Here is a 26,976-nt window from a genome sequence, read left to right on the forward strand (position 1 = left end):
CGACGGCAGCCCCTCCCGTGCGGGTCCGTCCGGGGCCGGACCACTCCACCGCCCGAACCGCCTCCGGCAACGTCTCCACGGCCGGCGCCCACGCCAACAAGGACCTGTCATGACGTCACTCCTGCGGCAGATCACCGACTACTCCAACCGCGCCAACCCCTACCCCCTCTACGCGGAGCTCCGGAAGACGCCGGTGGCCCACGACGAGGACGGTCCGTACGTCATCAGCACCTACCACGACATCCTGAGCCTGCTGCACGATCCGCGGATCAGCTCCGAGGCCCGGAATCGCACCGCGTCGGTGGCCGACGAGCTGCAGCAGCCGGAGGAGGAGACGAGCCTGCCGCCCGGCTTCCTGCGGCTCGACCCCCCGGAGCACGACCGGATGCGCCGTATGACCAACCGCCCCTTCGGGCCACCACACAGCCCCGTGCACATCGAGAGCATGCGCCCGGAGCTCGGTGAGATCGTCTCCGGCCTCATCGACGGACTCGCGAACGGAGGCCGCATCGACCTGGTCGACCAGTTCTCCTACCCGTTCCCCGTCACGGTGATCTGCCGACTGCTCGGGGTGCCGCGTGAGGACGAACCACGCTTCCACACCTGGGCCGACACCCTCGCCGCCAGCCTGGATCCCGCCCCGAACGAGGACCACGCCGAGCGGGACCGCATCGCGAAGGAGGCCAAGACACAACTGGGCATGTACCTGGCCGGGCTGATCGAGGAGCGGCGCAAGTCGCCGCGTGACGACATGCTCTCCGAGCTGGTCACGGGTGGTGGACCGGACGGAGCCATGACCACGATGGAGGTGCTCAGCACCGCGGCTCTGCTGCTCATCGCAGGCCATGAGACGACAGTCAACCTGATCACCAACGGGATGCTCACCCTGCTGCGCCACCCCGATGTCCTTCAGCGCCTGCGGGACGAGCCGCGCCTGGCCGTGCCGATCGTGGAGGAGCTGCTGCGCTACGAACCACCGGTGCAGTTGCTGCCGCAGCGCACACCGATCGCCGACATCGAGGTCCGCGGTGTCACCATCCCCAAGGGATCGTCGTTGTGGCTGGTTCTGGCGTCGGGCAACCGTGACCCGCAGCGCTTCGAGGACCCCGACCGCTTCGACCCGGACCGGAAGGACATCCAGCACCTGGGACTCGGCAGCGGTATCCACAGCTGCTTCGGCGCGCCGCTGGCTCGCCTCGAGGCCCAGACCGCCCTGTCCGAGCTCGCCCGCAGGCTCGTCAGTCCCCGCCTGGTGGAAGATCCTCCGCCCTACCGCCAGAACGCCGTCCTGCGGGGACCTCGCCATCTGAACATCGAGTTCGACGGCCTGCGGCCCTAGGTGTGTTGCCGGGCGGGAGGACTCTGGGCGCATGGCCAGGAGGAACGTCCGGCGGTGCAGGGACGCGGAGTGGGGTGGGACGCCGGCGGCGCTGGGCAACTCCGGCGCGACGTGGCACGATCGCGTAAGTGACCAGCAGACCCGACGAAGCGCAGCACCTGCGCGACCTCGCGCGGCTGCGCCGCGTCCGCGACCGGATCGACCGGGAGTACGCGCAGCCGCTGGACGTCGAGGCGCTGGCCCGCGGCGTGAACATGTCGGCCGGGCACCTCAGCCGCCAGTTCCGGCTCGCCTACGGCGAGTCGCCGTACGGCTATCTGATGACGCGGCGGATCGAGCGCGCGATGGCGCTGCTGCTTCGTGGCGACCTCAGCGTCACCGAGGTCTGTTTCGCGGTCGGCTGCTCGTCGCTGGGCACCTTCAGCACTCGCTTCACCGAGCTGGTCGGTATGCCGCCCAGCACCTACCGGCGCCAGGCGGCGCGCGGGACGGCGGGGATGCCGCCGTGCATGGCGAAACAGGTGACCAGACCGATCAGGAATCGAGAAGCGCGTGTCACGGAGTCGCAGCTAGCGTGAGTGCCATGGACATCACCATTCACACGAGCTTCCTCCCGCACGACGACCCGGATGCCGCCCTGGCCTTCTACCGCGACACCCTCGGCTTCGAGGTCCGCAGCGACGTCGGAAACGGCAAGATGCGCTGGATCACGGTCGGCCCCGCCGGCCAGCCCGGCACGTCCATCCTCCTGGCGCCGCCGGCCGCCGACCCTGGGGTCACCGACGACGAGCGCCGCACCATCGTCGAGATGATGGCCAAGGGCACCTACGGCTGGATCCTGCTGGCCACCAAGGACCTCGACGGCACCTTCGAGCGGCTGCAGGCCGGCGACGCGGAGGTCGTCCAGGAGCCGACCGAGCAGCCGTACGGCGTTCGCGACTGCGCGTTCCGCGATCCCGCGGGCAACCTGATCCGCATCCAGGAACTGCGCTGAGCCATCCGCGATCGCATCCTCCGCGCCACGCCTCGCCCTCATACTCTTCGGGCTCAGGTCTGCCCCCCGGGGTTTCCCGCGCGAGTGGAGAGGCGTCCGCGGGTGGCCAGGCGGGAAAGGTGCTGGTGTTCCCGGGTTGCCCAGCGTCGTACGCGGTCGGGGTCGAGCGCGGTGCCGTGGCCCACGTGGAGGCGGGTGGGGTTGAGGGCGAGCATCTCGCGCAGGCTGGCCAGGTTGCGCAGGGGGTCGTCGTGGAAGGGCGGGTTGGCCGGTCTTCCGGGGATGAGGCCCATGAAGGAGTTGGCTATGAGGTCGCCGGCGACGAGGTCACCGGTGTCGGTGAGGACGGAGACCGAGCCGGCGGTGTGTCCGGGGGTGGGCATGATGCGGGCCGCGATCCCGAAGTCGTCGAGGTTCGTCTCGCCGCGGACCAGCACGTCCGGTTCGAAGGGGTCGGTCTGGACGTGCACATTCCTGTTCCGGTCCAGGAGGCGGCCCATCGGGCCGGTCGGCAGGTACGGTTCGCGGGCCCGGCCGGTGCGGAACGGTTCAAGGTCGGCGACGTGGCCGGCGACAGGGGCGCCGGTGAGCCGGTGCAGCTTGGCTGCCGAGCCGAAGTGGTCGATGTGGCCATGCGTGATGACGATCAGCGCGATGTCCGTGGGATCCACTCCATGCCGGGCGACCTGGTCGTAGATCCTGCGGGCGCTCCCGGGCATGCCGGCGTCGACGATGACGGGACGTCGGCCCAGCAGCAGGTACGCGTTGATGGTTCGCTTGCCCAGGATCGGGATCGGAATGACCTTTGTGTGCGGCATGGTGTCCTTCATCGGGTAGTTACTGTTGTGCTTTCGGGCAGTTGAGGTACTCGCCGCGAGTCGGCGGACGCTCCCAGCCATGGGTCGTGCGTACGGCTGTGATCGGCCGGGGCCGGGGTCGGGAAGATGACACTCGACCGGGGCAGCCGGACACCGCACTGCGATCTGGGTGGGTCGGTGTGCGGGCCGGCCTAACGGAAGCGGCGGCGGTACTCGGCCGGAGTGGTCCGCACCCGGCGCTGGAAGGATCGGTGCAGGGTTTTCACGGAGCCGAGGCCGCTGGCGGCGGCGATCTCCGGCAGGCTCAGGTCCGTCTCTTCCAGCAGTCGGCGGGCTGCCTCAAGCCGGGCGGTCTCGACATAGGCGGCTGGAGTGCTGCCGGTGCGCTGACCGAACAGGCGCGAGAAGTGACGCGGACTCAGGTGCATGCGTGCGGCGAGGGCTTCGGCCGAGAGGTCCTCATCGAGGTGTTCGCCGATCCACCGGCACAGCACTTCAATCCGGTCACCTGCGGGAGCCTGGACGGAAAGCGGCACGCTGAACTGGCTCTGTCCGCCGGAGCGCTTGACATACATGACCATCATGCGGGCGGTGGCGAGCGCGAGGGGCTGGCCGTGGTCCTGGGCCACCATGGCCAGGGCCATGTCCATCCCCGAGGTGACACCCGCGCAGGTCCACACCCTCCCCGACCGGATGAAGATCGGATCCGGCTCGACGCTGATCTCCGGGTGCTCGGCGGCCAGTTGCTCGGCGGTGAGCCAGTGGGTCGTGGCCCGAAGGCCGTCCAGAAGCCCTGCCGCGGCCATCAGATGTGCCCCGGCACAGATCGACCCGATCCGGCGAGCCCGGGGCTCGGCCCCGCGCAGCCAAGCGGTGACCCTCATGTCGACCACCGCTTCGACGCTGCCTTCGACCTCGGTGATCGCACCGGAGACCAGCAGGGTGTCCACCCGGCCGTCCACTTCCTCCAGAGTCAGATCGGACATCAGCCGAACGCCGCTGGAGGTGCGTACGTCACCTCCGTCAGCCGTCGCGATCTGCACCTGGTAGCCGGGACGGCCCGCTCCGGCGACGCGGGAGGCCACCGAGAACACCTCGGCCGGCCCCGTGACGTCCAGCAACTCGACGCCGGGGAAGGCGACGATGACGACTCTGTGCGGTGCGGGCATGTGCTGATGATTTCGCCTCGCTGCTGTGGTCCGCAATGACGAGCTTGTCTCACATCCGGCCATCGGAGACCCGGGCGGGACGCACACGGAAACCACTGGGTAGGTGGCGCAACTCCCGTCTCAACGGCATGTGTCCGACGAGCGCGGCGGGCGGAGATCAGCGGGGTTTGCCGTCCCGCACCGGATAAGGGACGAAGGTGCTGCTGTTCTCGTCGATGGCGAGCGACCGCCCGAGCGGGGGCACGGCGCGCTGCGGGCAGTCGAGGCGTTCGCAGACGCGGCAGCCCATGCCGATCGGGGTGGCCGCGGAGGCGTTGTCCAGGTCGAGCCCGCTCATTTCAGCGTCCGGACTGTGAACGGAAGTGTCCGCGACGCCGCGCAGCGCATAGTCTGGCCGGGCAGCTGGTTCGCTGCCCGTCCTCCCCTTGCCTTCTGCATGGGGCTCTAGCGGGCAGCGTCGTAAGAGGGAACCCGGTGGAAATCCGGGACTGCCCCGCAGCGGTGAGCGGGAACGACCGCCGTCATACGCACTGGACCCGGCCGGGTCTGGGAAGCAACGGCCAGTAGGTGTCTGCCTGGCAGATGTGCCCGCGAGTCCGAAGACCTGCCCGTTGCCCGCGCGCGACCATTCGTGCGCGGAGTCCCGGTGACCTCGAGGGCGGGTCGGCGTACATATCAGGCGGTCACGCGCGACAACACAGCACGTGGTTCGCCCGGTCTGCCATCCCCTTCGCGTCTTCGACCCGTCCCGGGCCGCTTGACAAAGAGCTCGCGAAGGAGAGTTTCGTGACCAGCAAGTCCACAGCCGCAGCCGCACGGGCCACCGTGCACGGCTACCCCCGCCAGGGCCAGGGCCGGGAACTGAAGAAGGCAATCGAGGGATACTGGAAGGGCCGCGTCAGCGCCGCCGAACTCCAGCAGACCGCCTCCCAACTGCGCGCCGCCAACTGGCGCCGGCTGGCCGACGCCGGCATCCACGAGGTCCCGACCGGAGAGTTCTCCTACTACGACCACGTCCTGGACACCAGCGTCATGGTCGGTGCGATCCCCTCCCGGCACCGCGCTGCCGTGGCGGCGGGTGCCCTCGACGGCTACTTCGCGATGGCTCGCGGCACCCAGGACGTGGCGCCGCTGGAGATGACCAAGTGGTTCGACACCAACTACCACTACCTTGTCCCCGAACTCGGCCCAGACACCGTCTTCACCGCCGACTCGGCCAAACAGGTCGCCGAACTGAAGGAAGCCCTCACCCTGGGCCACACCGCACGCCCGGTCCTGGTCGGCCCCATCACCTACCTCCTGCTGGCCAAGCCCGCCCCCGGCGTCGCCGCGGACTTCGTCCCGCTCACCCTGCTCGACCGGCTGCTGCCCGTGTACGCCGAGGTACTCACCGACCTCCGCGCGGCCGGCGCCGAGTGGGTGCAGCTGGACGAGCCCGCTCTGGTCCAGGACCGCACTCCGGCCGAGCTGAACGCCGCGGCCCGTGCCTACCGCGAGCTCGGCGGCCTCACCGACCGGCCCCGACTGCTGGTCGCGTCCTACTTCGACCGGCTCGGCGATGCACTGCCCGTCCTGGCCAAGGCCCCCATCGACGGCCTCGCCCTCGACTTCACCGAATCCGCCGCCGCCAACCTCGACGACCTCGCCGCTGTCGGCGGACTTCCCGGCAAGCGCCTGGTCGCCGGCGTCGTCAACGGCCGCAACATCTGGATCAACGACTTCGAGAAGTCCCTCGCGATCCTCGGTACCCTCCTCGGCCTCGCCGGCCGGGTCGACGTCGCCGCCTCCTGCTCCCTGCTGCACGTCCCGCTGGACACTGCGGCCGAGCGGGACATCGATCCGCAGATCACCCGCTGGCTCGCCTTCGCCCGCCAGAAGACCACCGAGGTCGTCACCCTGGCCCGGGGTCTCACCCAGGGCACCGGCGCCGTCACGGCCGAACTCGCGGCCAATCGTGCCGATCTGGCATCCCGGGCCGGCTCGGCGATCACCTACGATCCTGCGGTCCGCGCCAGGGCTGCCGCCGTCACCGACGCCGACGGCCGCCGCTCCCAGCCGTACCCCGAACGGGCCGCGGCCCAGCGCACCCACCTCGGACTGCCGCTGCTGCCGACGACCACCATCGGCTCCTTCCCGCAGACCGCCCAATTGCGCCTGGCCCGCGCCGATCTGCGTGCGGGGCGGATCGACACCGCCGCCTACGAGGAGCGGATCAAGGACGAGATCCGCGACGTCCTCTCCTTCCAGGAGCAGGCCGGAATCGATGTCCTGGTGCACGGCGAGCCCGAACGCAACGACATGGTCCAGTACTTCGCCGAGCAGCTCACCGGCTATCTGGCCACCCAGCACGGCTGGGTCCAGTCCTACGGAACCCGCTATGTCCGCCCGCCGATCCTGGCAGGCGACATCTCCCGCCCCGAGCCGATGACCGTGCGCTGGACGACGTACGCACAGTCGCAGACCGCCCGCCCTGTCAAGGGCATGCTCACCGGCCCCGTCACCATGCTCGCCTGGTCCTTCGTCCGCGACGACCAGCCACTCGGCGACACCGCACGCCAGGTCGCGCTCGCGCTGCGCGACGAAGTGAACGATCTGGAGGCGGCCGGGACGTCGGTCATCCAGGTCGACGAGCCGGCCCTGCGCGAAACGCTGCCCCTGCGTACCGCAGACCACACGGACTACCTCGTCTGGGCAACCGAGGCATTCCGCCTCACCACCAGCGGCGTCCGGCCGGACACCCAGATCCACACCCACATGTGCTACGCCGAATTCGGCGACATCCTGAAGGCCATCGACGACCTCGACGCCGATGTCATCAGTCTGGAGGCCGCCCGCTCCCACATGCAGGTCGCGGGGGAACTCGCCGTCGCCGGCTACCCCCGTGAGGTCGGCCCCGGCGTCTACGACATCCACTCCCCGCGTGTGCCCAGTGCGGACGAGGCGGCCATCCTGCTGCGCAAGGGACTTGAAGCCATCCCCGCCGAGCGACTCTGGGTCAACCCCGACTGCGGCCTGAAGACCCGCGGCTGGCCCGAGGTGCGGGCCTCGCTGGAGAACCTGGTGACGGCAGCCCGCACGGTCCGGGGCGACGTGACCGCCGCGACCTCCTGAGACACCAGTGGCCGGGGCGAACACAGGAGTGTCCGCTCCGGCCCACCCCTCGGTCGAGAGGAGTGTCTGGAGCAGCACCCGGCGGCACGTGTCATGGACCGATCCGCTTGAGGATCCGCTCGTGCTCCTCGTCGGGTACCCGGGCCCCGGAGGAGGGAAGCAGCTGTGGGATCCCGTCGATGATCGGATAGCGCCGGCGCAGCCGCGGGTTGTAGAGGACCTCCTCGGGCAGGAGCAGCGTCAGCCGCCCCTTGTCGATCGGGCAGGCGATGATCCGGAGCAGCGGATCGTCAGGCTTCATGGGCCAACTCCTTCGCCGGGGTGGGGGGTTCGTCATGACGCGGAAGCATCAGCAGTACGGAGACGGCGAGTGCGGTGCCGCCGAGCCGCAGCGCGAGCCGCAGCGGGTCTTCCGGCAGGGACTCGCCGAAGACGAACGTGCCGAGCGCGGCAGTGAACAGACAGGTGACGGTGGTGCACACGGGCACGATCAGGGATGCCCGGCAGCGCTGCAGCGCGGTCTGCGACAGGACCAGGCCGGTGACCGAGGTGACGAGCAGGATGTACGGATAGGGGGACTTCAGCAGGGCCAGGACGGCGTCCCCGATGCCGTGGGTCGTCAGATGACCGGAGACGCCCTTGATGGCGAGCGAGCTGACGCCGTACAACAGGCCGACGGCGACGCCGTATTCGACGCCCGCGGTCGGCAGCCGGTGGCGGCGGTGCGTCCGGCGTTCCACGGAGCGGTAGAGCCACAGCCCCGCTGCGAGCGCGGGCAGGCAGATCAGCAGGACGCGGCCGGCCGAGGCATGTCCGCCCACGGCGTCGGAGCGCTGGAGGGAGGCCACCACCATCAGCAGGGCGAGGGTGATCACGACCACGCCACGTCGCTCGCGGCCGCTGGGGCGCTCGCCGAGGACGACCGAGGAGAGCAGCAGGAGCAGCACGAGACCGGAGACGAAGATGCCCTGCGCGGCCGCGATGGGAAGGGTGCGGTAGACGGCGAGCTGTGCCGCGAAGCCGGCGGCGAGCGCGAGCGAACCGACGAGCCACAACGGGCTGCCGATGAGCAGCCGTACGACTCGGGCCGGTTGTCCCGTGCTCAGTCGCGGCAGGCGGGACAGCGCCCGCTTCTCGAGTACGAAGCCGGTGCTGTAGAAGACGTTGGCCAGCAGAGCCGATGCCACCCCCCACCACATGGCGCTACACCCGCCTGGCGTGCACCAGGAGGATGGAGGCCAGGGACGGTGCGGCACAGGCGGCGCGGTCCACCAGGCGCAGGGGGCGTGGGACACCGTGGAAGGGGGCGCCCGCCAGGGTGACCACCTCGAAGCCCGCGGCGGTGAGGAATCCCCGCAGTGCGCGGGTCGTGAACAGGCGCAGATGGCCCACCACTTGGGATCCCGGGCGGCCGTGAATGCCGCGCAGGCTGACCTCCGAGAACACGGGCTGCACCCCGAAGGCGAGCAGTACCCGGTTGTACCAGGCGGCCAGGTTAGGGGTGGAGAGCATCAGATGGCCGCCCGGTTTGAGGATGCGGCGCAGTTCGTCCATGGCGCTGTCGGGATCCACCAGATGCTCGATCACCTCGCTGAAGAGCACGGCGTCGGCACTCGCGTCGGCCAACGGCAGGCCGCCCGACGTCAGTTCACCCCGCACGACATGGTTCATCCGGGTCGCGGCCCGGCGCAGCGCGTCCTGGGACCAGTCGATACCGACGAGACGGTGATCGCCCAGGAGTGGCCCCGCGGTGGCCGCCGCGGTGCCGTCGCCGCAGCCGACGTCGACGACGAGGGCGGGCTCGGGCAGCAGTACCCGGGCCAGCATCATTGCCTGGCGGCGGCTGCGCTCGTCTCCGGAGGCGACAGGGACTGCCGGGTTCTCGTAGAACTCGCGCAGTCCCGCGGGGAGAGTTCCCGTCATGACCTGTCCCCTCCTGAAACGGCCGGCAGAGCCGCCATGGCGGCCAGACAGTCCGTGAAGAAGTCGCACAGTCGCTGCCCTGCCGCGTCGTCGAGCAGAGCGCGCGACCAGCGCAGCGCCAGATGCAGCCGTCCTGACGTGCTGGCGGTGGTCACGGTCAGCCCGCGCGGCATGGCGGCGGGAGCCGAGAACCAGACGGCCTCCGCCCGGCCCGCCTCCGCGAAGTCCAGCGGGTACGGAATGCGCCCGATGTTGCTGAGCAGCGTCGTCGAGGTCCAGGGAGCGGCAGCCCACCGAATGCCACGGGTCAGGGCGGCCCGCATCCCGACGGGCAGCGCGGGCGCGGTGAGGAGGGTGGCGGCATGGCCGAGTTGAGGGCGGGGTGCCGACTTCAGGGCGCGCGTGCGCTCGGCGGTGCGATGCAGCAGGGCGGCGAGAGCCTCGGGGCCGGGCTCCGGTGCGCACTCCTGCGCCCCGAATCCGACCTCCACGAGGCGGGTGCCGTTTCCGATGGGCATCTCGGCGCCGCGGGGCCGGTCGTCGACGGGCATGGTGATGCGCATCGGGCGGGGCGGGGCATCGTGCAGCCGGTTCCAGCGGGCGATCATCAGGCAGGTGGCGACGAGGAGTTGGTCGTTGACGGTGTAGCCGGCCCCGGCCGGTCGGCGAGGCACCGGCAGATCGGCCAGCAGCAGGCCGTTTCCGCCGGCTCCCCGGACATCGGTCGCCGGTGCCACACGGGCGGGTCTGGCCGGCCCGCCCGCGCGGCCGGGCGGCAAAGGCCCCGGCCCTGTCGAGCCGACGGGATTGCGTACGGGTGAGGTGGGGGATACGGCGGCGCCGCCGTACAACTCGGCGGCCGTGGCCAGTACGCGCAGACAGGCGGGTCCGTCCAGGGCGGTGTGGTTGAGCGTCAACAGCAGCACACAGGAGCCGCCCGTCGACGACGGCCGGACCACCTCCAGCCGGACGGGTGGGGAAACGGACAGCGGCGGAGCCTCTGCCAGCGCTCTGTCCCTGGCCCGCTCCAGCGCACCGGCCCCCGGCGCCGGGAAGCGAGTCGGATCCACGTCCGGGGTGCCCGTCAGCTCCCATTCGTAGCGCCGTCGGTACCAGGGTCCGGGTGCCTCGCGCACCAGGATCCGCGGGTGACGGTGCAAGGCCTCGCCGAACGCGGCCCGAAGCCGCTCCGGATCCGGCTGCCGGGGCAGGTGCACCTCTATGTGTACGGTCTCGGGCTCCTCCTCGCGCAGACAGTGCCGGGAGATCTCGTCGACTACCGGGAACGGAATCCGGCCCGGAGCGGGCTCGGGCGGCCGCCCGGGCCGGGCGGGTTGCAGGGCGGTCATCTCGGCGGAGCCTCCCTCGGGTCGAGCGGTGCGGTACCCGGCGGTTCGGCGTGGGGCGGTGCGGTACCCGGCGGATCGGCATGCGGCGGTGCGCTCCGGTGCGGTTCAGCATGGGTCGCAGGGCCCGGAACGGGGCTCCCAACAGGGCCATTCGCCGTCCGCACCCGCTGAGGCAGGGGCTGGGGATCCGGTGGCGCGGAGCCAGACGTCGCCCGTACCCGCCGGTCCACGGTGACCACGGCCGCGCACAGCGCGATGAGCGCCAGCAGTTGGGCCGTCGGGCTGAATGCGCCCCTGCCGGCGGAGACCGGATCGCCCGCCCCCGTTGCGGCCGCGATCCCGGCGCCGGCCATCGACACCAGTGCGATCGGCACCAGCAGCGAGTGCCGCAGGCGGGCAACTACCGCAAGCGCGGGGACGATCAGCGCGAAGGGACCCGCCACGACCGCCACCACGAGAGTCAGTGCGACGCAGCCCAGGACCCATCCGGGGGCGGGTGGGGCCATCGCCTCGGCGGCCGGGGTGGAGCCCCTGCGGCGTATGAGTGCGAGAGCCGCCAGCAGCGCAACCGCCACCGCGCCGCCGATCATCCCGATGTCGTAGAGCAGCACGGGTTCGTACTCGAGCTCCACCGTGCCGCCCGCGCCTGCGGGGATCAGCCAGGCCTGCTGCCAGCCGTCGATCCGCAGCGGGATCAGCTTCTTGCCGTTCAGGGCGGCTTTCCAGCCGTGGTTGGCGTTCTCGTACATCTGGAGGTAACCGGCCTCGCCCGCGCCGACGGTGACGGACCGCCGGTCGCCGCGCCAGTCGGTCGCGGTCGCCTCCCGCTGTTCGCTCACGGCGGGCGCCCGGACCTCGCCGCGGGTCAGCGTGATGTCGGTGAGCGCGAGGGGACCTTCGTCGCCCGCCTCCACCTGGTGCAGCCCGGGCCCCAGCGGCAGGGTGCTGTCCGGTGTCCGGCACAGCGTGACCTCGACGGGCCGGCGCTCGGTCAGATCGCGCACCGTTCCCGACGCGCTCGTCGCGTGCAGCGTGCCGTCGACGGCGACGGGCGGACCCTCGCCGCACGGAACGGAGAACCCTGAGCGCGAGTCCGGCGGCGGTGTGCGCAGGTCGGCGAGTGCCGGAACGTACACCTCGCTGAGTCCGACCGGCAATTGCATCGGGTTGTCGGCAACGGGGTTGTGAACGGTCAGCGGCGCGGCCCGGCTGATGGTGATGTCGAGCCGGTCCGTGCTGATCGGCTCGAAGCGGGCAAGGCCGTTCTCGTCGACGCCCGCCGTCACGGCGCCGTTCGGGGTGCCGATCAGTATCTGCTCGGGCCGGGTGGAGAGTCCGCCCGCGGCCGCGAGGACGATCTCGTCGATGGTCTTCCGGCCGGGCCAGCGCAGATGAATGACCGGCCGGTCGCCGGCGATCCATGCGGTGGTCAGGTCCTCGTCGACGAGATTGCGCGGGCTGAGGCCGTTTCCGAGTCGGCTGGTCGAGTCGGCGGTCACCGTGATCCGCCGCCCCTGCCGCGGATCGGCGCCGGTGACGAGCCGGTCCAGCGCCTCGCCCGGCACCGGCAGCGCCTTGGCCGTGATGGCGAAATCTCCGCCCCGGCCGACGCCGAACCGGCGGTGCAGGCCCGCCTCGGCCGAGACCGGCGAGAGGCCGCCCGGATCGCTGCCGCGATGGAGCGAGAAGACCTCGGCCCGGGCCTCGTTGGCGTGCGCGTCGGTGGGAAGCCGGAGCAGCCGGGTGACCTGGACGCCGGGGACGGATACCTCGCTGAAGCCCGCGCCGCCCAGTCCGGCCTTGGGGGACTGGGCCGCCAGGACGGTGATCTTCAGCCACTTGGCCTGCCCCGCGGGCGCCTTGACCGGCTGCGGGATTCCGTTCGGTGCCAGCGGGCTGTCCTCGAAGCCCTGGTCGGTCTCGACCCGTACGAGTGTGGGGGCGGCGCGCATTCCGTCGCCGGGCAGCGGGGTGAGCTGAAGCGAGGCGGGGATACCGGTGGGCGAGGAGAAGCCGATTCGGAGCCACTGGCCTGCGGCGTTTGAGGCGCTGCCCTCGGCCCACGCGGTCCCCGGGTTCCCGTCGAAGGCGTTCACCGGGTCGTACTGCGGCAGGTGGAACAGCCAGTTGCCGCTGCTGGAGGCGGTCACCGAGGCGGCGCCCCGCAGGACGGCTGTCGTCTGGTGCCCGCTGCCCTTCGTCGGCAGGATCTGCCGCGGTTGCTCACCCGGGTCCTGCAGGCTTCCGGTGGGGTTCCGCTCGTCCGCGGTGTAGGTGTACGAGGTGTTGCTGTTGACCAGTCCGAAGCGGGTGTCGGCACGGCGCAGCCCGTCCGCGACGTACTGCGCGGCGGGTGTGCCGAGCCCGGGGTGGTTGTCCCCGGTGAGCACGGTGGGCCTGTTCCGCAGGTGTGGATCGGCGGACAGTTGCAGCAGCGCTTCGGGGCCGCCGCTGACCACGGCGGTGTCGGCGACCGCCTGCAGGCCGACCTGCCCGGGCCGCCGGGTGTTGCCGGTTGGCTCGTAGATCTCGACGGCCTGCATCCGCGGGAAGATGCCCTGGACCTGCAACGGTGTGCCGCTGGGAATCCGGCCGCCGGTGAGAACCGGGTTGAATCCGGCGACCCTCCGGTACCCCGAGGCCTCCAGGGTGCGCTTCACGGTGATCGGCGGGACGTATCCGATCTGGTCCGGGTCGAGGTCGTTGCGTACGACGACGAAGTAGAGGCCGGCGCGTGACAAGTAGTCACGCAGGCCGGGCACTTCACTGCCGCTCATGAGCGCCTGCTCCACCGCGTCCATCGCACGCCGCGAGCCTGGCGTCCCGAAGGGCACGAAGTCGCGCTGCGCCCAGCGGGAGTCGCCGAGCACGTCGAAGGGCTGGTCGATGGGCGAGCCCCAGGTGTAGATGCCGTGGGCGGTGGCGGGGACGACGAGGGCGCGGCTGTCGGGGGAGTTCTTCTGCAGCCAGTCGGCAGCCTGCGTCCACTGGCCGGGCAGCTTCTTGAAGGCGCCGGGCTGCAGGATCGTCCCGTTCACATACGGCCAAGCCAGGCCCGGCAGGACCAGGAGCGCGGCGATGAGGGGAGCGTAACGCCGGGCGGGCAGCGGCCGGGCGCCGCGGCTCTCGCTCGCCGTCGCCACCAGGTGCATCAGCCCTAAGGCGAGCGCGAGAGCGAGCCCGGGCTGGAACTTGTAGACGCTTCTGAAGGGCCGCAGCGTTCCGTTCAGCCACTCCCGGACCGGGTCGTGGAAGGGGGCGCCGAGGGAACCGCCGTATCCGGCCAGCGCGATCAGGACGACGGTCAGCACGGTGAGCAGCAGCCAGCGGCGCTCGGGCAGATCGCGCCGGGCCAGGCCCGCGAGCCCCAGGGCGGCGGCGAACGCCGAGCCGAGGATGGTGATCGACGCGGTCGCCACGGTCCAGCCGGCGGGCAGCCAGGCCTTGCCGAAGTGGAGGTAGGCGACCCAGTTGCCGGCCCCACGCAGCAGTTCGGTCGCCGACATCGTGCCGGTGGTGGTGTCGGCCTGTTCGACGTACGGCATGAAGTCGTTGCCGTAGACGCCGAGCAGCAGCAGCGGGACCACCCACCAGGCGGTGGCGAGCACGACACCGGGAACCCACCAGGCGATCAGGGCGCGCTTGCGGGGCCCTGCCGGGCGGCTGAGCAGATAGAGCCCCACCGGCAGCAGCGAGGCGAGCGTCGATGCCGCGTTGACCCCGCCCATGAAGGGGATCAGCAGCGCGGACGTGGCCGCGGCCACCCGTGGGGTGCGGGTCCCGGTGAGCGGCAGCAGCACCCACGGAAACAGCGCGCCGGGGAGCGCGGCCGCCGATGTGGAGCCGACGACGATGGTGAAGGTGGGCCACAGCGCGTAGCCGACGGCGCCCAGCAGCCGGGTCCGTGCGCTGCCGATGTCCAGGCGCTCGGCGAGCCGCAGGGCGCCCCAGAACGCGGTGGTCACGATCAGCGAGAGCCACAGCCGTTCGGCCAGCCACACCGGGATGTGCACGAGGTCGGTGAGCGCGTAGTACGGGAGGGTCGGGAAGGCGTATCCGGCGTACTGGTTGGAGAGCCCGCCGAAACCGGCGCGGCTCTGCCACAGCTCGCCGAGGTCGCCGATGAACTTCCATGGGTCGGCGACCACCCCGAGCTTGGTCTCGAAGGTCATCCTGCCCGGTGACACGGAGAGGAACGCGACGAGGACCGCGGCCCAGAAGGCCAACAGCCACGATCTGCGGCGCGGACCGCCGGCCGGCGGCGGGGGCGGCGCGGTGGGCCGGGGCCGGCCGGGCCGGCTCGGGGGGAGGGTCAACGTCGTCTCAGCCACGGGTGGCTCGCAGTGGGCTGTTCATCGCTGATGCCGTTTCTGTTCGGCGCCGGAGGATGAGGAGGAGGTTCCAGGTGGCGATCTCGCGCAGGCCCGGAACACGCGTGACGGCCTGCGCGAGGAACGGCCAGTACCGCGAGCGGGCCGTTACGAGGGACACGTCCTCGCGGGCGCGTACCTGACGCAGGGTCGGACCGATGTGGATCGCGAAGAGGTTCTCGCCGAGGGCGTGCTTGGCGGGGCGCCCGGTCCGTCTCAGGTACCGGCGGCGGGCGCGGTCCGCGCCCAGGTAGTGCCAGGGCGCCCACTCGTGACCGCCCCAGGGGGAGAGCCAGTTGGTGAACGAGACGTAGATCAGCCCGCCCGGCCGGGTGACGCGGATCAGTTCGCTGAGAAAGGTCTGCGGGTCGGCGACGTGTTCCAGCACGTTGGAGGAGAAGCAGATGTCGGCGACGCCGTCGGCCAGGGGCAGCAGATAGCCGTCGGCGACCACCGAGCCCGCGGGGACGGTGCCCCGCGCGCCAAGCTCCCGCAGATCGGGCTCGAAGAGGTAGCTGCGTGCTCCACGCCGGCGGAACTCCTCGGTGAAGTGGCCGCGTCCGCCGCCCACGTCCACCACCAGCCGGTCGTGCAGGGGCATCTGCCGCTCGAGCTGCTCGGCCGCGTCATGGGCGAGCAAGGTGTAACACCGCTCCGGGTCGGTCTGCTCGCCCAGGAACGCCCGGAAGAGGGCGAGGGACCTGCGGATGGAGGGGTCCTTCACAGCCAAATCACCTCCACTGCAGCGTGGCCTCCGTGTCCGCCGCCCGGACGGCCTCCGAGGCCGCCGCCCGGAACTGCCGGACCGTGGCGCCCCAGCGAAAGTGCGCGGCCCGCTGCCCGGCCGCCCGGCCGAGCGCCTCGCGCCGCTCGGGGCTCAGCGCCAGCGCGCACCAGGCCGCGGCGAACGAGCTCTCGCCGCGGGCCAGTACGCCGGTGACGCCGTCGTCGATCGAGTCTCTGAGTCCGGGCACGTCGAAGCCGATGGCGGGCGTGTACCGGGCCGCCGCCTCGGTCACCACCAGCCCCCAGCCCTCGACGAGCGAGGGGTGCAGCAACACCCAGGCCGCGCACAGCAGCCGGTGCTTCTCCGCCTCCGAGACCCGTCCGGTGAAGGTCACGCCGGGCCCGGCGAGGGCTTCCAGCCTGTCTCGTTCCGGCCCGTCACCGACGATGACCAGCCGGCCTCCGGTGACCGGTCTGACCCTCTCCCACAGACGCAGCAGCAGCTCGATCCGCTTGTACTCGACGAGGCGTCCCACGGCCAGGAACAGCGGCTCGGCCGATGTGGGGGCGAGCGGGCCGGGCTCCTCGACACCGTTGTGGACGAGCCGGATCCGCTCGCGCGGGACGCCGAGACCCTGGAGCGCGTCGGCCGTGGAAGGTGAGACGGCGACCAGCAGGTTGCCGCTGTGGGCCCGGGTCAGTGCCCAGCGCTCGAGCCTTCTGCCCAGCCGGGCGGCGGGGCCGGGGAAACGCTCGGTCCAGATGTCGGTGTGGACATGGTTGACCAGGCAGAGCGTCGGTCCGCGGTGCCACAGCGGGGCGAGGTACGGCATGCCGTTGCACACCTCGACGAACAGGTCGCAGTCGCCGATCTGCCGTTCGAAGGCGCGGCGGGCGCGCAGAAAGTGTCCGGCGTCCCCGCCGGCCGAGACCACGCGGTAGTCGCGCAGGGCGGCGGGACCGCCGCACAGGAGCGTGACCTGGTGTCCGTGGGCGGTGAGTCCCTCGGCGATGCGGTCGATGAGCAGTTCGGAGCCGCCGGCGGCCGGGTTGCCGAGGTCGCGGCGGGCGAGGAAGACAATCCGGCGGGGATGCGGGGGAGGGCCGGAAGGAGGGTCGTGCTGTGGGGACTTCGGCGGGTGGTGGGGGAGTGGCGCGCGCAAGGTGGGGGGTACGTGCTGGGGCATTCGAGCTCCAACTCGCCTCGAGGTGCGGGATGTCGGGGGATGGCGGTTGTGCGCGAGCGGTCTGCGGCGGGGTGGGTTGGTAGTGTCCGTCCCGCTGTTCGATGCCGCTACTCACCGTGGTGACAAATTTGGCCTGCTTTAGAGCTGACGTCCCATCACATTGTGCGCATTACGAGGGATTTGGGCGTTCCCTGCCGCGCACGACGAGTCCGACACCCGCGGCCGCCAGCACGAGTCCGGCCGCTCCCGCGCCGATCGGCGCGGTCACACCCAGCGCCCGCAGTTGGCCGCTGTCCGACTTCGCCAGCGCCACGGTCTCGCGCTGAGTGCCCGCGGTGAACTCCAGTCCCGCGCTGTCCAGCAGGACCACCTTTGCCTCATCGGCACCGGGAGCGCGCAGCGTCTTGCGGGGAGCGATCCTCGCGTTGAGGATGCGTCCGGTCCGCCGGTCGACGACGAGCTCGATGCCCTTGTTGGCGTACCACTCCTCGGCATGTACCTGGCTCAGCTTCGGCAGGCCGACCAGCCGGCCCGGTACCTGGCGGGTGCCCGTCCGGGTGTCCTTCACGGATCCGGTGAACCGGTAACCCTCGTATCCCGCGACCTTCTTGGTGCCCTTGAACTCCAGCCGGACAGTGGCTCCGAGCGTGTTGTCCCACCAGAGGTAACCGCGCTTTTGGACGTTGAAGGGGAACTTGAGATAGGCCTCGCCCTGAAACGCCGGCGTCTCCCCGCAGCAGTGCACCGGAGCGTTGGTCCGGCGGTCGGTCACCCAGCGCTCCAGTGTCCACTGATACGACCTGCGCGGGTCGCGTAAGGCCAGCGTGTCCGGCGTGTCGATGGCCGTGGACACGTCCCACACCGCCCGCCCACTGCGCTCGCTCGCGGCGACATCGCCCAGCACGCGCCGGGTGATGGTGATCGGTTTGTCCCGGACGGGTCTGAGGTTCTTCGTGTCGAAATATTCGCCGGTGCCGGTTAACACCGTGGTGACATCGACATCGGTCGGGGTGCGTTCGGCGCGCGGCTCCACGTACCGGGCGAGCAGCGGAGCCAGTACGAGCAGAAAGACGCCGACACCCAACAGGACCAGCGACAACGGTGAGGCGGTACGACGCATTCGGGCACTCCCTGGGAGCGAGGACGGGTTCAGGACGGTGCGCGTCTGTACGGCCCGGGACCGTATGCGTCCTCTTGACGGAGTGTCAATGACACTCGCAGACTGAGCAATCGCCGAGCCGGAGCCGTGGGGCGGGGTGCCTTCCGACCGAAAGGCTCGCTGAACCATGCACAGACTGATCGCCGCCGTGCTGACCACCATGGCCGCCGCCGCCCTCGCCGTGGGGGCAGCTTTCGGCATCGTTGCCGCCCTGAACGCCACACCCGAGCAGCCCAACGTGCCTCTCGTCTCCTTCGAGACGGGGCGGCCGACAGCATCCCCGCAGCCGTAGCCGGCCAGCAGCGAGGGAGGAACCCATGCCCGTGCGCACGGCGTGGCGGGACGTACCCCGCCTGCGGGCACGCAGATTCGCATCGCTGGCCATGGCCGAGGTGCCCGCACTCGCCCAGGTCATCCTGGTCGAGATCCGCAAGGAGTTCCCCGGCCTGCCGCTCGTCGTCGACGACTCGGGCGAGCCCATGGCGCTGATCGGCATCCGCCGGGCGCTGGAGGACTTCGTGGACCACCTCGTGGTGGAGGAGGACCGGCCGCACGGGCCTCAGCTGGAGGTCTTCCAGGAGTTCGGCCGCGGCGAGGTGATGCAGGGCCGCAGCCTGGATTCGCTCCAGGCCATCTACCGGCTCGGCGTACGGCTTGCCTGGCGTCGCCTCGCCGAGATCGGTCAGCAGGTCGAGATCCCGCCGCCCGCCATGTACGAGCTGGTGGAGTCGGGATTCGAGTATCTCGACGGGCTCGTCGCACAGTCCGTACGCGGCTATGTCGAAGCCGCCGCCCGCCAGGCCGGCGAACGGCTGCGGCTGCAGCGGCGGTTGATCAGCCTGATGCTCAGCGAGCACCGCACCGATCCCACCGATGTCCTCGCCGAGCATGCCGAGCGCATCGGCTGGCCGCTGCCCGAACAGGTCGCGGTCGCGGTACTGCTGCGACCGGCACCGGAGTCCGTCGCCCCGGCAGTGGGCCAGGACGTGCTGCTGGACATGGAGTACGAGCAGCCTCGCATGGTCGTCCCCGAGCCGCACGCGGCCGGCCGGCCGGAACTCCTGGGGCGCGCGATGACGGGCTGGTCCGGCGCGATGGGACCGCCGGTTCCGCTCGCCGAGGCCGCCAAGTCGCTGCACTGGGCCGGCGCCGCCGTACGCCTGATGGAACGCGGGCTGCTCCCGAACGGTCAGGTCCTGCAGTGCACGGAACACACCGAGGCACTGGTCCTGCTGCCGCCCGAGGAGCTGATCGAGGATCTGGCCCGTCGCTGCCTGGCGCCGCTCGACCAGTGCGCCCCCGCGCACAGCAGGCGACTCGTCGAGACGCTGCTCGCCTGGCTGGAGACGCGAGGCGGCGCTCCGGAGGTCGCGGCACGACTCGGCGTCCATCCGCAGACCGTGCGCTACCGATTACGTCAGATCCGCGAACTGCTCGGTGACGAGGTGGACGATCCGGACCGGCGCTTCAAGCTGGAGCTGGTGTTACGGGCCCGCCGCCTGCGCGATGCGGGGGTGGCCCGTTACGGATGAACCCCTGCCGGGCGGGAGAGAGACGCGGAGCGGGAGTACCGTGCCCCTCCTGCGGGACCGCCCTCAGCGCTGCGGAAAGGACGGAGCCGCCGGGGCCGGTCCCAGGGTCGTCGTGCCGGGAGCCGCCCGGTGGCCCAGTCCCGTACGGTACGCGTCGAGTGCGGCCTCGGTCCGGCCGCTGCGGCGCAGCAGGTCGCCCAGCAGCCGGCACAGGTCGGCGAGGTCACCGCTGGCCCCGCTGCGCTCCAGCAGGGCGAGCGCCAGGACGTAGTGCTCCTCGGCGGCCTCCACCTCTCCCCGCTCCTCGGCGATCAGCCCGAGCAGCCGGTGCGCGCCGCCCGCGTGCACCGCGCCGTGCCGGTCACCGAGTTCCAGTAGGGCCGAGAGCAGCTCGGCCGCCTCGTCGTGCCGCCCGAGTCGCCGCAGTACATCGGCCAGCTCCACCTCCACCTGGGCGGTGTAGAGCACGGCGCGCTTGGCGGCCAGCATGTCCCGGGCGGTGCGCAACTCCTTCTCCGCAAGGGTGAGGTCACCGTTCTGCGCCTGCACATAGCCGCGCATCCAGTGGCAGTGCGCGAGATCGGTGCGCAGCCTCAGCTGCCGGTAGATCGTCTGTGCCTTGGCGAGCGAGGCGTCTGCGTCGGCCGTGCGTCCTTCGGCGAGGAACGTACGCGCCACCTGCCGGTGCATGCTCGCCACCAGCGCCGGGTCGTTGACCTGCGGCGCCAGGGCCAGGGCGAGTTCGGCGGCGTGCGCTGCACGGGCGTGGGCGCCCATGTCGATGTACGGGCCGATGACGGCGGCGTACAGCAGTACCAGCGCCTCCGGGTCGGCCAGACCGCTCGCGCCGAGTTCGTCGATGGTGGACTCGAGGAGATAGCAGGCGTAGCGCAGCTCTCCGGCCAGGAGGTGCGCGATGGCGCGGCCCCGGATCGCGCGGGCGCGGCGGGGCAGCGGTTCACTGGCCAGTAGCCGCTCCGCCGCCTCGAAGTGCCGTCCGGCATTGGCCAGTTCGCCGGTTTCCAGAGCGCAGTCGCCGAGTCCGAGCAGCGCCTCGGCCTGCTCGGGAGCGAGGCCGAGGTGCTCCGCGTCGGTGAGGAGCCGGCGGTAGCTGACGGCAGCCTCGTCGGCGGCGCCGGTGGCGAGCTGCTGCTGGGCGTCGGTGAGGGCGAGCCGCAGCTCGGTGGCCAGATGGGCGGGGCGTCCGGTGGCCAGCTCCTCGAACGATGTGCCGAGCCGCTCCGCGAGGAAGCGCAGCGCTGTCTCGGAGGGCCGGACCTTGCCGGACTCCAGTGTCGAGACGTACGCGGGCGTGTACGAAGGCTCGGCCAACTGCCGCTGTGTCAGGCCGCGTTGGTTACGCAGCTGCTGCACCCGGCGACCGATTTCGGCCGGTTCGTCCATGGGACCCCCCAGGTTCTTGAACTCCCCAGTATTCAGGGGCATCAGGGATTGCGCACGTCTTGTTCCGCCCCCTAGTTTAAGCCTCCAGTTCATCGCACTTACTCGGTTACTTAACTTCCGTATCAGGGGGAGGACTTCATGAGTTCAGCACGGCGCAGAGTTATCGCGGCGGTCGGCGTGGCCGCTGCGCTCGCGGCCGCACTGGCCACCGCACCCGGCAGCGCGGCCGCGGATCCGGCACCACCCGGCGGGGTCGAGGTCGAGATACCCGGCCCCCAACACGGCACAGCCGCCGGATCCGGCCACACACACGTACCGCAGGAGGGCCGTGACCGGCCGCCCTCCCGGCTCTCGGCGGCCGAGGAGGCAGCCGACGGCGAGGTCACCAAGCTGATCGACAACGGCTCCACCGGCGACCGGCTGGACATCGTCGTCGTCGGGGACGGCTACACCGCCGCCGAGCTGGACCAGTTCCACATCGACGCGAAGGAGAAATGGGCCGAGGTGGCGGCCGTCGAGCCGTACACGACCTACCAGAACCTCTTCAACGTCTGGACGGTCGACGCCGTGTCGAACCAGTCCGGCGTCTCCGGCGACCCCGGGAAAGACGTCGTCCGGGACACCGCCCTGGGCTCGTATTTCTGGTGCGACGACATCGAGCGGCTGCTGTGCATCGACCAGGCCAAGGTCGACGGGTATGTGGCGAAGGCGCCGGAGGCCGACTTGGTGCTCGTCCTCGCCAACAGTGCCAAGTACGGCGGTGCGGGTTACAACGAGCCGAGCGCGACCCTCGGCTACGAAGGCATCTCGACCGCCTCGGCGGGCAACGACAAGTCCGGCCAGGTCGCCATCCACGAGACGGGCCACTCGCTGGGCAAGCTCGCCGATGAGTACTTCTACCCCGGCTACCCGGGCTACGAGCAGTACCCGGGCCCCGAGCCCGCCGACTCCAATATCTCCACGCTGGCCGCCGGGGACATGTCCGGGCAGCGCGCCAAGTGGTACCGCTGGCTCGGCGAGGAGTCGCCCGACGGCGGCACGGTCGGCACGTACGAAGGCGGGGGCTACTACGTCACGGGGCTGAACCGGCCCACCGACAGTTCCCTGATGCGTGTCCTCGGCAAGCCCTTCAACCTGCCCGGTGTCGAGGCGATGATCGCCGGCTTCTACCGTCATGCGAAGATCGTCACCCCCGTCACCCCCACCGGACGCAGCCTCCGGCTGCGAGACACCGCGAAGGCCGCCGTACCCCGGCTGACCGGCGCGGACGGGCGTCAGCTCAGGATCCGCTGGTATCTGGACGGCAGGGAGTTGAAGCGCTTCGCGGGCCGTACCCAGGTGCGGGTGTCCGACCTGGCCCTGCGGCTGATCGATCAGCGCACGCACACGTTGTCGGTCACCGCGCAGGACCGTACGCCCTCGGTGCGGGATCCGAAGATCGCCGGGACGCTGAAGTCCTCCACAAGCTGGAAGATCCGCCTCTGACACCACCCGCACGATCCGGAGACCGCACCGCCCAATGGTGCGGTTTCCGCTGTTGCGCGGGCCCGGTAGCAGGCGGATTCTGGACGTGATGAAAGCGGGCCGGTGGGGCGCCATGAGCGCAGGGAAGGCGGCTGGGAACGGCGATTTCCGTGGTCCCCTGGACGTCACCAGGGCGGCCACGATTGTGCTGGACAGCCGCGGCACCGTCATTGGCTGGAGTCCCGCGGCACAGCGCCTGCTCGGCTACCGGCCGCAGGAGATCATCGGGCAGCCGCTGAGCACGTTTCTGAAGCCGGCGACCGAGTCCCGGGCCGCACCCGAGTCCGTCGATCGTTCGGCCGGGCCGACCGTCTCGCCGTTGGAGGAGGGTGACGAATGCGTCGCCGTCCACCGGGACGGCCACCGCGTGCTGCTTGTCACCGCGGTCTGTCCGCTGTCCGACGCCGGAGTGGCCGAACGTGTCCTGGTGGCGGCAGAGCGCGAGGGGCTCATCGAGTGGGAGTCCCAGCTGGCCATGCTGCACGGTCTGGCCACCCAGTCGCCCGTCGGCCTCGCCATCCATGACACCGACCTCCATCTGACCTGGTGCAACGCTGCCTACGAAGAGGAGATCGGGCTTCCGTTCGCCGCGTTCCGCGGCAAGCGGGGCGATGAGCTCTACCCCGAGGGCAGGTTCGTGACACCGGGGTATCCGAAGACACTCGACGCGGTCATCCGGCACGTACTGGAGACCGGCGAGCCGTTCCTCGACCTGCACTTCCGCGGACAGCAGCCCAGCGACCCAGGGCTGGACCACCTGTGGTCCTGCTCCTACTACCGGCTGCAGGATTCCGACGGCTATGTGTTCGGCGTGTGCGAGGACGCCTTCGACATCACCGAGCGCTACAAGGCTCAGCAGCAGCTGAACCTGCTCGTCGAGGCGGGCCGTCAGGTCGGCACCACATTGGACGTCGTCATCACGACGGAGGAACTGGTCGGGGTGGCGGTCCCCGAGTTTGCCGACGCGGTCGAGGTCGACATCGCCGCCGCGGTACTGGAAGGGGAGCTGCCGGACGCCACCGGCATGGCGGGGACGCAACTGATCCGCACCGCCTCGCGCTCGGCCACTGCCGACAGTACGGGCCCGACCCCTGCCGACGGCACGCCGGCGGCCGGGGGGCAGCTGGTTCGTCCGCCGGGCCCGGTGACGTACCCGACCGGCTCGCCCCAGCTCCGCAGCCTCGCCTCGGGCGGGCTCGTGCTGGACGAAAACACCCTGGTCGTGCCGTTGCGAGCCGGGGGCAACGCCCTGGGGCTTGTCACTTTCGTCCGCAGCAGCGGGCCCGGCATCTTCGACAGCGGTGCCGTCGCCCTGGCGGACGAGCTGGTCACCCGGGCAGCGGTGTGCATCGACAACGCCCGCCGCTTCACCCGCGAACGCGCCGCGGCCCTCGCCCTCCAGCGTCAGCTGCTCCCACAGCACCTGCCACCGAACTCGGCGGTGGATCTGGCCCATCGCTACCTGCCCACCGACGACCTGACCGGTGTGGGCGGAGACTGGTTCGACGCCATCCCGCTGTCCGGAACGCGCGTCGGACTCGTGGTCGGGGACGTGGTCGGCCACGGGCTGCACGCCGCGGCCACCATGGGCCGGTTGCGTACGACCGTACGCGCGCTCGCTCCCCTGGACATACCTCCCGACGATCTTCTCAAGCGGCTCGACGACCTGGTGGGGCAGTCCGCGCAGGACTCGGCGGACGTCCGTGACACGTCCGCCGACAGCGACGACGTGGCCACCGGAGCGACCTGCCTCTACGTGGTCTACGACCCGGTGTCGCGGCGCTGCACCATGGCCCGCGCGGGCCATCTGCCGCCCGCGGTCGTCTACCCCGACGGCCGTGTCACCTTCCCGGATCTGCCGGCCGGCCCGCCGCTCGGGCTCGGCGGGCTGCCGTTCGAGTCCGTCGAGATGGAACTGCCGGTGGGCAGCCTGGTGGTGCTCTTCACGGACGGTCTGGTGGAGTCGCGCGACCGGGACATCGACGAGGGGATGGAAATCCTGGGGAGGGTTCTCGGCGAGGACCACGGGTCCCTGGAGGACCTGTGCGATCGTGTCGTCTCGGAACTGCTGCCGGCCGGAACGACCACCGATGACACGGCACTGCTGCTGGTGCGCACCCGGGAGCTCGACGCCCACCGGGTCGCCGCCTGGGACCTGCCGGCCGAACCGGTCTCGGTCGGCCGCGCCCGGGAGCTGGTCGCCGACAGGCTGCGTGACTGGGGGCTCGAGGAACTGGTGTTCTCCACCGAGCTGATCGTCAGCGAGTTGGTCACCAACGCCGTCAGGTATGCCGAAGGCCCGCTGTACCTGCGGCTCATTCACGACCGCACGCTCGTGTGCGAGGTCGCGGACACCGGCCACACATCCCCGCACCTGCGCCACAGCGCGGACGACGACGAAGGCGGGCGAGGTCTGTTCATCGTGGCCCAGCTCGTCCAGCGATGGGGGACGCGCTACAGCCGCTCGGGCAAGACCATCTGGACGGAACAGGCGCTGCCCGGGCCGGACGACCGAACGGCCATGCTCGCGTGAGCGGGGCGGGCGTGCGGCGTCGCTCCCAGACGTGCCTGCCCGCCGGTATCGGAGCACCCTGGAGTTATGGTCCGAGCCAATGAGGAGGTCGAAGCGCTGCTCCAGGAGTACGCCGACCTCATCGCGATCAGCGGCGGGGACGCCTTCAAGGCACGTGCCTACGAGAAGGCCGCCCGTGCCATCGGCGGCTACCACGCGGACGTCTCGAAGCTCGATGCCAAGGGACTGCGGGAGATCCCCAACGTCGGCAAGTCGATCGCCGACAAGATCGTCGAATACCTGCGCTCCGGCCAGATCGCCACCATCGAGGAGACGAGGACGTCGATCCCCGCGGGCGTCCGCGAGCTGATCACGATCCCCACGCTCGGTCCCAAGAAGGCGATGGTCCTCCACGAAGAGCTGAACATCTCCTCCGTGGACCAGCTGCTGGACGCCATCCACGAGGAGCGGTTGCGCGACCTCAAGGGCTTCGGCGAGAAGACCGAGGAGAACATACTCCACGGCATCTCCCTGATGCAGCAGGCCGGTGACGGCCGGATCCTCATCGGCGCCGCCATGGACGTCGCCGAGCAGATCGTCTCCGAGCTGTCGGGGATCCCCGGATGTGAACGGTGCACCTACGCGGGCTCGCTGCGCCGCATGAGGGAGACGATCGGGGACATCGACATCCTGGTGGCCGCGGAGGAGTCGGCGCCGTTCATGGCGGCCCTCGGCAGTTTTCCGCACACGGCCGAGGTCATCGCGTACGGGGAGAAGAAGACGTCCATCCGTACCACCAAGGGCCTCCAGGTGGATCTGCGGGTACTGCCACCCGTCTCCTGGGGAGCGGGACTGCAGTACTTCACCGGTTCCAAGGCGCACAACATCCGCACCCGCGAGATGGCGGTGCGCGGCAAGCTCAAACTGTCCGAGTACGGGCTCTTCGACGCCGAGAGCGGAAGGATGATCGCCTCGGAGAAGGAGGAGGACATCTACGCCCGGCTCGGCCTGCCGTGGATCCCGCCGCCCCTGCGTGAGGACCGGGGCGAGATCGCGGCCGCACTGCGCGGCGAACTCCCCGCCATCCTGGCCGAGAGTGACATCAAAGGTGACCTGCACACCCACACCGACCTGACCGACGGCCTCGCCTCCCTGGAGGACATGGTCGCCGCCGCTGCGGCCCGCGGCTATGCGTACTACGCCGTCACCGACCACGCCCCGAACCTGTACATGCAGCGCATGACGGACGAGAAGATCCTCGCGCAGCGTGAGCGCGTACGGGAACTCGACCGCAGCCACCGCGGGATGCGGCTGCTGCACGGCACGGAACTCAACATCGGCCCGGAGGGCGACGTCGACTGGCCCGACGACTTCCTGGAGGGCTTCGACCTGTGCGTGGCCTCCGTGCACTCACACTTCAACCAGAGCCGGCAGGCCCTGACCCGCCGCATCGTGCGCGCCTGTGAGAACCCGTACGTTGCCGTCATCGGCCATCCGACCACCCGGCTGATCGGCAAGCGCCCCGGCATCGACGCCGACTTCGACGCGGTCTTCGAAGCCTGCGCCCGAACGGGGACCGCCCTGGAGATCAACGCGCATCCGGAGCGCCTCGACCTCCGCGACGAAGACATCCTGCGGGCGAAACGGTACGGCGTGACGTTCGCGGTGAACTCCGACGCGCACTCCGTCACGCATCTGCCCTATATGCGTTACGGGGTTGGCACGGCGCAGCGTGGATGGCTGACGAAGGACGAGGTCATCAACACCTGGCCGCTGACGAAGCTGCGCCGTTTCCTGCGCAAGGGACGCACTCGGGCGCAGGAACCATGAGTGCCGCGCGTGAACTGCCGCGGGGCACC

Annotated in this window: 20 protein-coding genes, 1 pseudogene and 1 riboswitch; of the genes and pseudogenes, 9 read left to right on the forward strand and 12 right to left on the reverse strand. The window is 70.7% G+C overall.

Annotation, left to right across the window (positions count from 1 at the left end):
- Positions 1-109: 109 nt before the first annotated feature.
- The 3 genes from ACI2LP_RS27605 to ACI2LP_RS27615 all read left to right on the forward strand — a co-directional run bounded on the left by ACI2LP_RS27605 (position 110) and on the right by ACI2LP_RS27615 (position 2,333).
- Positions 110-1,339 carry a cytochrome P450 gene (locus ACI2LP_RS27605; protein WP_404727219.1) on the forward strand — a complete coding sequence of 410 codons (1,230 nt, stop codon included), beginning with the start codon at positions 110-112 and terminating at the stop codon, positions 1,337-1,339.
- Positions 1,340-1,467: 128 nt separating this feature from the next.
- Positions 1,468-1,917, forward strand: a complete 450-nt coding sequence (locus ACI2LP_RS27610) for a helix-turn-helix transcriptional regulator (RefSeq protein WP_404727220.1) — start codon at positions 1,468-1,470, stop codon at positions 1,915-1,917.
- A gap of 5 nt (positions 1,918-1,922) precedes the next feature.
- Positions 1,923-2,333, forward strand: coding sequence for a VOC family protein (locus tag ACI2LP_RS27615; protein ID WP_404727221.1), 411 nt, complete (start codon positions 1,923-1,925; stop codon positions 2,331-2,333).
- A 53-nt stretch (positions 2,334-2,386) separates the two neighbouring features.
- On the opposite strand, the gene ACI2LP_RS27620 is transcribed toward ACI2LP_RS27615, so the two are convergent.
- The 3 genes and pseudogenes from ACI2LP_RS27620 to ACI2LP_RS27630 form a co-directional block, all read right to left on the reverse strand.
- On the reverse strand, positions 2,387-3,151 hold the full coding sequence (locus tag ACI2LP_RS27620) for an MBL fold metallo-hydrolase (RefSeq protein WP_404727222.1): 765 nt from the start codon (positions 3,149-3,151) through the stop codon (positions 2,387-2,389).
- Positions 3,152-3,342: 191 nt separating this feature from the next.
- Entirely contained in the window at positions 3,343-4,320 is a 978-nt protein-coding gene (locus ACI2LP_RS27625) for a GlxA family transcriptional regulator (protein ID WP_404727223.1), read from the reverse strand.
- Positions 4,321-4,477: 157 nt separating this feature from the next.
- Positions 4,478-4,651, reverse strand: a pseudogene (locus ACI2LP_RS27630) (short-chain fatty acyl-CoA regulator family protein); the annotation flags it as partial.
- Between the two features lie 101 nt (positions 4,652-4,752).
- A riboswitch (cobalamin riboswitch) is annotated at positions 4,753-4,947 on the forward strand.
- Positions 4,948-5,106: 159 nt separating this feature from the next.
- Between ACI2LP_RS27630 and metE the strand changes: the two are divergent.
- The gene (gene metE / locus ACI2LP_RS27635) at positions 5,107-7,431 is read left to right on the forward strand and encodes a 5-methyltetrahydropteroyltriglutamate--homocysteine S-methyltransferase (protein WP_404727224.1); all 2,325 of its coding nucleotides are present in this window, start codon (positions 5,107-5,109) and stop codon (positions 7,429-7,431) included.
- A gap of 91 nt (positions 7,432-7,522) precedes the next feature.
- On the opposite strand, the gene ACI2LP_RS27640 is transcribed toward metE, so the two are convergent.
- The 8 genes from ACI2LP_RS27640 to ACI2LP_RS27675 form a co-directional block, all read right to left on the reverse strand.
- On the reverse strand, positions 7,523-7,732 hold the full coding sequence (locus ACI2LP_RS27640; RefSeq protein ID WP_404727225.1) for a Trm112 family protein: 210 nt from the start codon (positions 7,730-7,732) through the stop codon (positions 7,523-7,525).
- Positions 7,722-8,630: a DMT family transporter gene (locus ACI2LP_RS27645; RefSeq protein ID WP_404727226.1), complete on the reverse strand. Its 909-nt coding sequence runs from the start codon at positions 8,628-8,630 to the stop codon at positions 7,722-7,724. The genes ACI2LP_RS27640 and ACI2LP_RS27645 overlap by 11 nt, the downstream gene beginning before the upstream one ends.
- Before the next feature lie 4 nt (positions 8,631-8,634).
- Entirely contained in the window at positions 8,635-9,354 is a 720-nt protein-coding gene (locus ACI2LP_RS27650; RefSeq protein WP_404727227.1) for a class I SAM-dependent methyltransferase, read from the reverse strand.
- Positions 9,351-10,703 (reverse strand): condensation protein, encoded by a 1,353-nt coding sequence (locus ACI2LP_RS27655; RefSeq protein ID WP_404727228.1) that lies wholly within the window; start codon positions 10,701-10,703, stop codon positions 9,351-9,353. Before ACI2LP_RS27655 ends, ACI2LP_RS27650 begins: the two co-directional genes overlap by 4 nt.
- Positions 10,700-14,929: an alpha-(1->3)-arabinofuranosyltransferase family protein gene (locus ACI2LP_RS27660; protein WP_404727229.1), complete on the reverse strand. Its 4,230-nt coding sequence runs from the start codon at positions 14,927-14,929 to the stop codon at positions 10,700-10,702. The genes ACI2LP_RS27655 and ACI2LP_RS27660 overlap by 4 nt, the downstream gene beginning before the upstream one ends.
- Positions 14,930-15,026: 97 nt before the next feature.
- Positions 15,027-15,797, reverse strand: coding sequence for a class I SAM-dependent methyltransferase (locus ACI2LP_RS27665; protein ID WP_404727230.1), 771 nt, complete (start codon positions 15,795-15,797; stop codon positions 15,027-15,029).
- 7 nt (positions 15,798-15,804) lie between these two features.
- Positions 15,805-16,986: a glycosyltransferase family 4 protein gene (locus ACI2LP_RS27670; protein ID WP_404727231.1), complete on the reverse strand. Its 1,182-nt coding sequence runs from the start codon at positions 16,984-16,986 to the stop codon at positions 15,805-15,807.
- 169 nt (positions 16,987-17,155) lie between these two features.
- On the reverse strand, positions 17,156-18,106 hold the full coding sequence (locus tag ACI2LP_RS27675; protein ID WP_404727232.1) for a DUF3068 domain-containing protein: 951 nt from the start codon (positions 18,104-18,106) through the stop codon (positions 17,156-17,158).
- A gap of 166 nt (positions 18,107-18,272) precedes the next feature.
- On the opposite strand from ACI2LP_RS27675, the gene ACI2LP_RS27680 reads away from it, so the two are divergent.
- Both ACI2LP_RS27680 and ACI2LP_RS27685 read left to right on the forward strand, forming a co-directional pair.
- Positions 18,273-18,437, forward strand: a complete 165-nt coding sequence (locus ACI2LP_RS27680; RefSeq protein ID WP_360865470.1) for a hypothetical protein — start codon at positions 18,273-18,275, stop codon at positions 18,435-18,437.
- A gap of 25 nt (positions 18,438-18,462) precedes the next feature.
- Positions 18,463-19,677 (forward strand): PucR family transcriptional regulator, encoded by a 1,215-nt coding sequence (locus ACI2LP_RS27685; RefSeq protein WP_404727233.1) that lies wholly within the window; start codon positions 18,463-18,465, stop codon positions 19,675-19,677.
- Positions 19,678-19,740: 63 nt separating this feature from the next.
- Here ACI2LP_RS27685 and ACI2LP_RS27690 read toward each other — a convergent pair whose 3' ends face one another.
- Entirely contained in the window at positions 19,741-21,081 is a 1,341-nt protein-coding gene (locus ACI2LP_RS27690; protein WP_404727234.1) for a tetratricopeptide repeat protein, read from the reverse strand.
- Positions 21,082-21,219: 138 nt separating this feature from the next.
- On the opposite strand from ACI2LP_RS27690, the gene ACI2LP_RS27695 reads away from it, so the two are divergent.
- From ACI2LP_RS27695 to polX, 3 genes are all read left to right on the forward strand, one after another.
- Complete coding sequence (locus ACI2LP_RS27695; RefSeq protein WP_404727235.1) at positions 21,220-22,566, forward strand: M64 family metallopeptidase; 1,347 nt, start codon at positions 21,220-21,222, stop codon at positions 22,564-22,566.
- A gap of 112 nt (positions 22,567-22,678) precedes the next feature.
- Positions 22,679-25,138, forward strand: a complete 2,460-nt coding sequence (locus tag ACI2LP_RS27700; protein ID WP_404727236.1) for a SpoIIE family protein phosphatase — start codon at positions 22,679-22,681, stop codon at positions 25,136-25,138.
- 66 nt (positions 25,139-25,204) lie between these two features.
- Positions 25,205-26,947: a DNA polymerase/3'-5' exonuclease PolX gene (polX, locus tag ACI2LP_RS27705; RefSeq protein ID WP_404727237.1), complete on the forward strand. Its 1,743-nt coding sequence runs from the start codon at positions 25,205-25,207 to the stop codon at positions 26,945-26,947.
- Positions 26,948-26,976 lie beyond the last annotated feature (29 nt).

Origin of the sequence: Streptomyces sp. NPDC019890 (assembly GCF_044903445.1) — a bacterium.
Lineage (GTDB): Bacteria > Actinomycetota > Actinomycetes > Streptomycetales > Streptomycetaceae > Streptomyces.

What these genes read in the sequence shown, in the direction of transcription:
- ACI2LP_RS27695 (WP_404727235.1), top strand. Translation starts at nt 21,220, where the DNA reads ATGAGTTCAGCACGGCGCAGAGTTATCGCGGCGGTCGGCGTGGCCGCT.
- polX (WP_404727237.1), top strand. Translation starts at nt 25,205, where the DNA reads ATGGTCCGAGCCAATGAGGAGGTCGAAGCGCTGCTCCAGGAGTACGCC.
- ACI2LP_RS27640 (WP_404727225.1), bottom strand. Translation starts at nt 7,732, where the DNA reads ATGAAGCCTGACGATCCGCTGCTCCGGATCATCGCCTGCCCGATCGAC.
- ACI2LP_RS27615 (WP_404727221.1), top strand. Translation starts at nt 1,923, where the DNA reads ATGGACATCACCATTCACACGAGCTTCCTCCCGCACGACGACCCGGAT.
- ACI2LP_RS27620 (WP_404727222.1), bottom strand. Translation starts at nt 3,151, where the DNA reads ATGCCGCACACAAAGGTCATTCCGATCCCGATCCTGGGCAAGCGAACC.
- ACI2LP_RS27650 (WP_404727227.1), bottom strand. Translation starts at nt 9,354, where the DNA reads ATGACGGGAACTCTCCCCGCGGGACTGCGCGAGTTCTACGAGAACCCG.
- ACI2LP_RS27675 (WP_404727232.1), bottom strand. Translation starts at nt 18,106, where the DNA reads ATGCGTCGTACCGCCTCACCGTTGTCGCTGGTCCTGTTGGGTGTCGGC.
- ACI2LP_RS27645 (WP_404727226.1), bottom strand. Translation starts at nt 8,630, where the DNA reads ATGTGGTGGGGGGTGGCATCGGCTCTGCTGGCCAACGTCTTCTACAGC.
- ACI2LP_RS27625 (WP_404727223.1), bottom strand. Translation starts at nt 4,320, where the DNA reads ATGCCCGCACCGCACAGAGTCGTCATCGTCGCCTTCCCCGGCGTCGAG.
- ACI2LP_RS27690 (WP_404727234.1), bottom strand. Translation starts at nt 21,081, where the DNA reads ATGGACGAACCGGCCGAAATCGGTCGCCGGGTGCAGCAGCTGCGTAAC.
- ACI2LP_RS27655 (WP_404727228.1), bottom strand. Translation starts at nt 10,703, where the DNA reads ATGACCGCCCTGCAACCCGCCCGGCCCGGGCGGCCGCCCGAGCCCGCT.
- ACI2LP_RS27605 (WP_404727219.1), top strand. Translation starts at nt 110, where the DNA reads ATGACGTCACTCCTGCGGCAGATCACCGACTACTCCAACCGCGCCAAC.
- ACI2LP_RS27670 (WP_404727231.1), bottom strand. Translation starts at nt 16,986, where the DNA reads ATGCCCCAGCACGTACCCCCCACCTTGCGCGCGCCACTCCCCCACCAC.
- ACI2LP_RS27700 (WP_404727236.1), top strand. Translation starts at nt 22,679, where the DNA reads ATGAGCGCAGGGAAGGCGGCTGGGAACGGCGATTTCCGTGGTCCCCTG.
- ACI2LP_RS27680 (WP_360865470.1), top strand. Translation starts at nt 18,273, where the DNA reads ATGCACAGACTGATCGCCGCCGTGCTGACCACCATGGCCGCCGCCGCC.
- ACI2LP_RS27685 (WP_404727233.1), top strand. Translation starts at nt 18,463, where the DNA reads ATGCCCGTGCGCACGGCGTGGCGGGACGTACCCCGCCTGCGGGCACGC.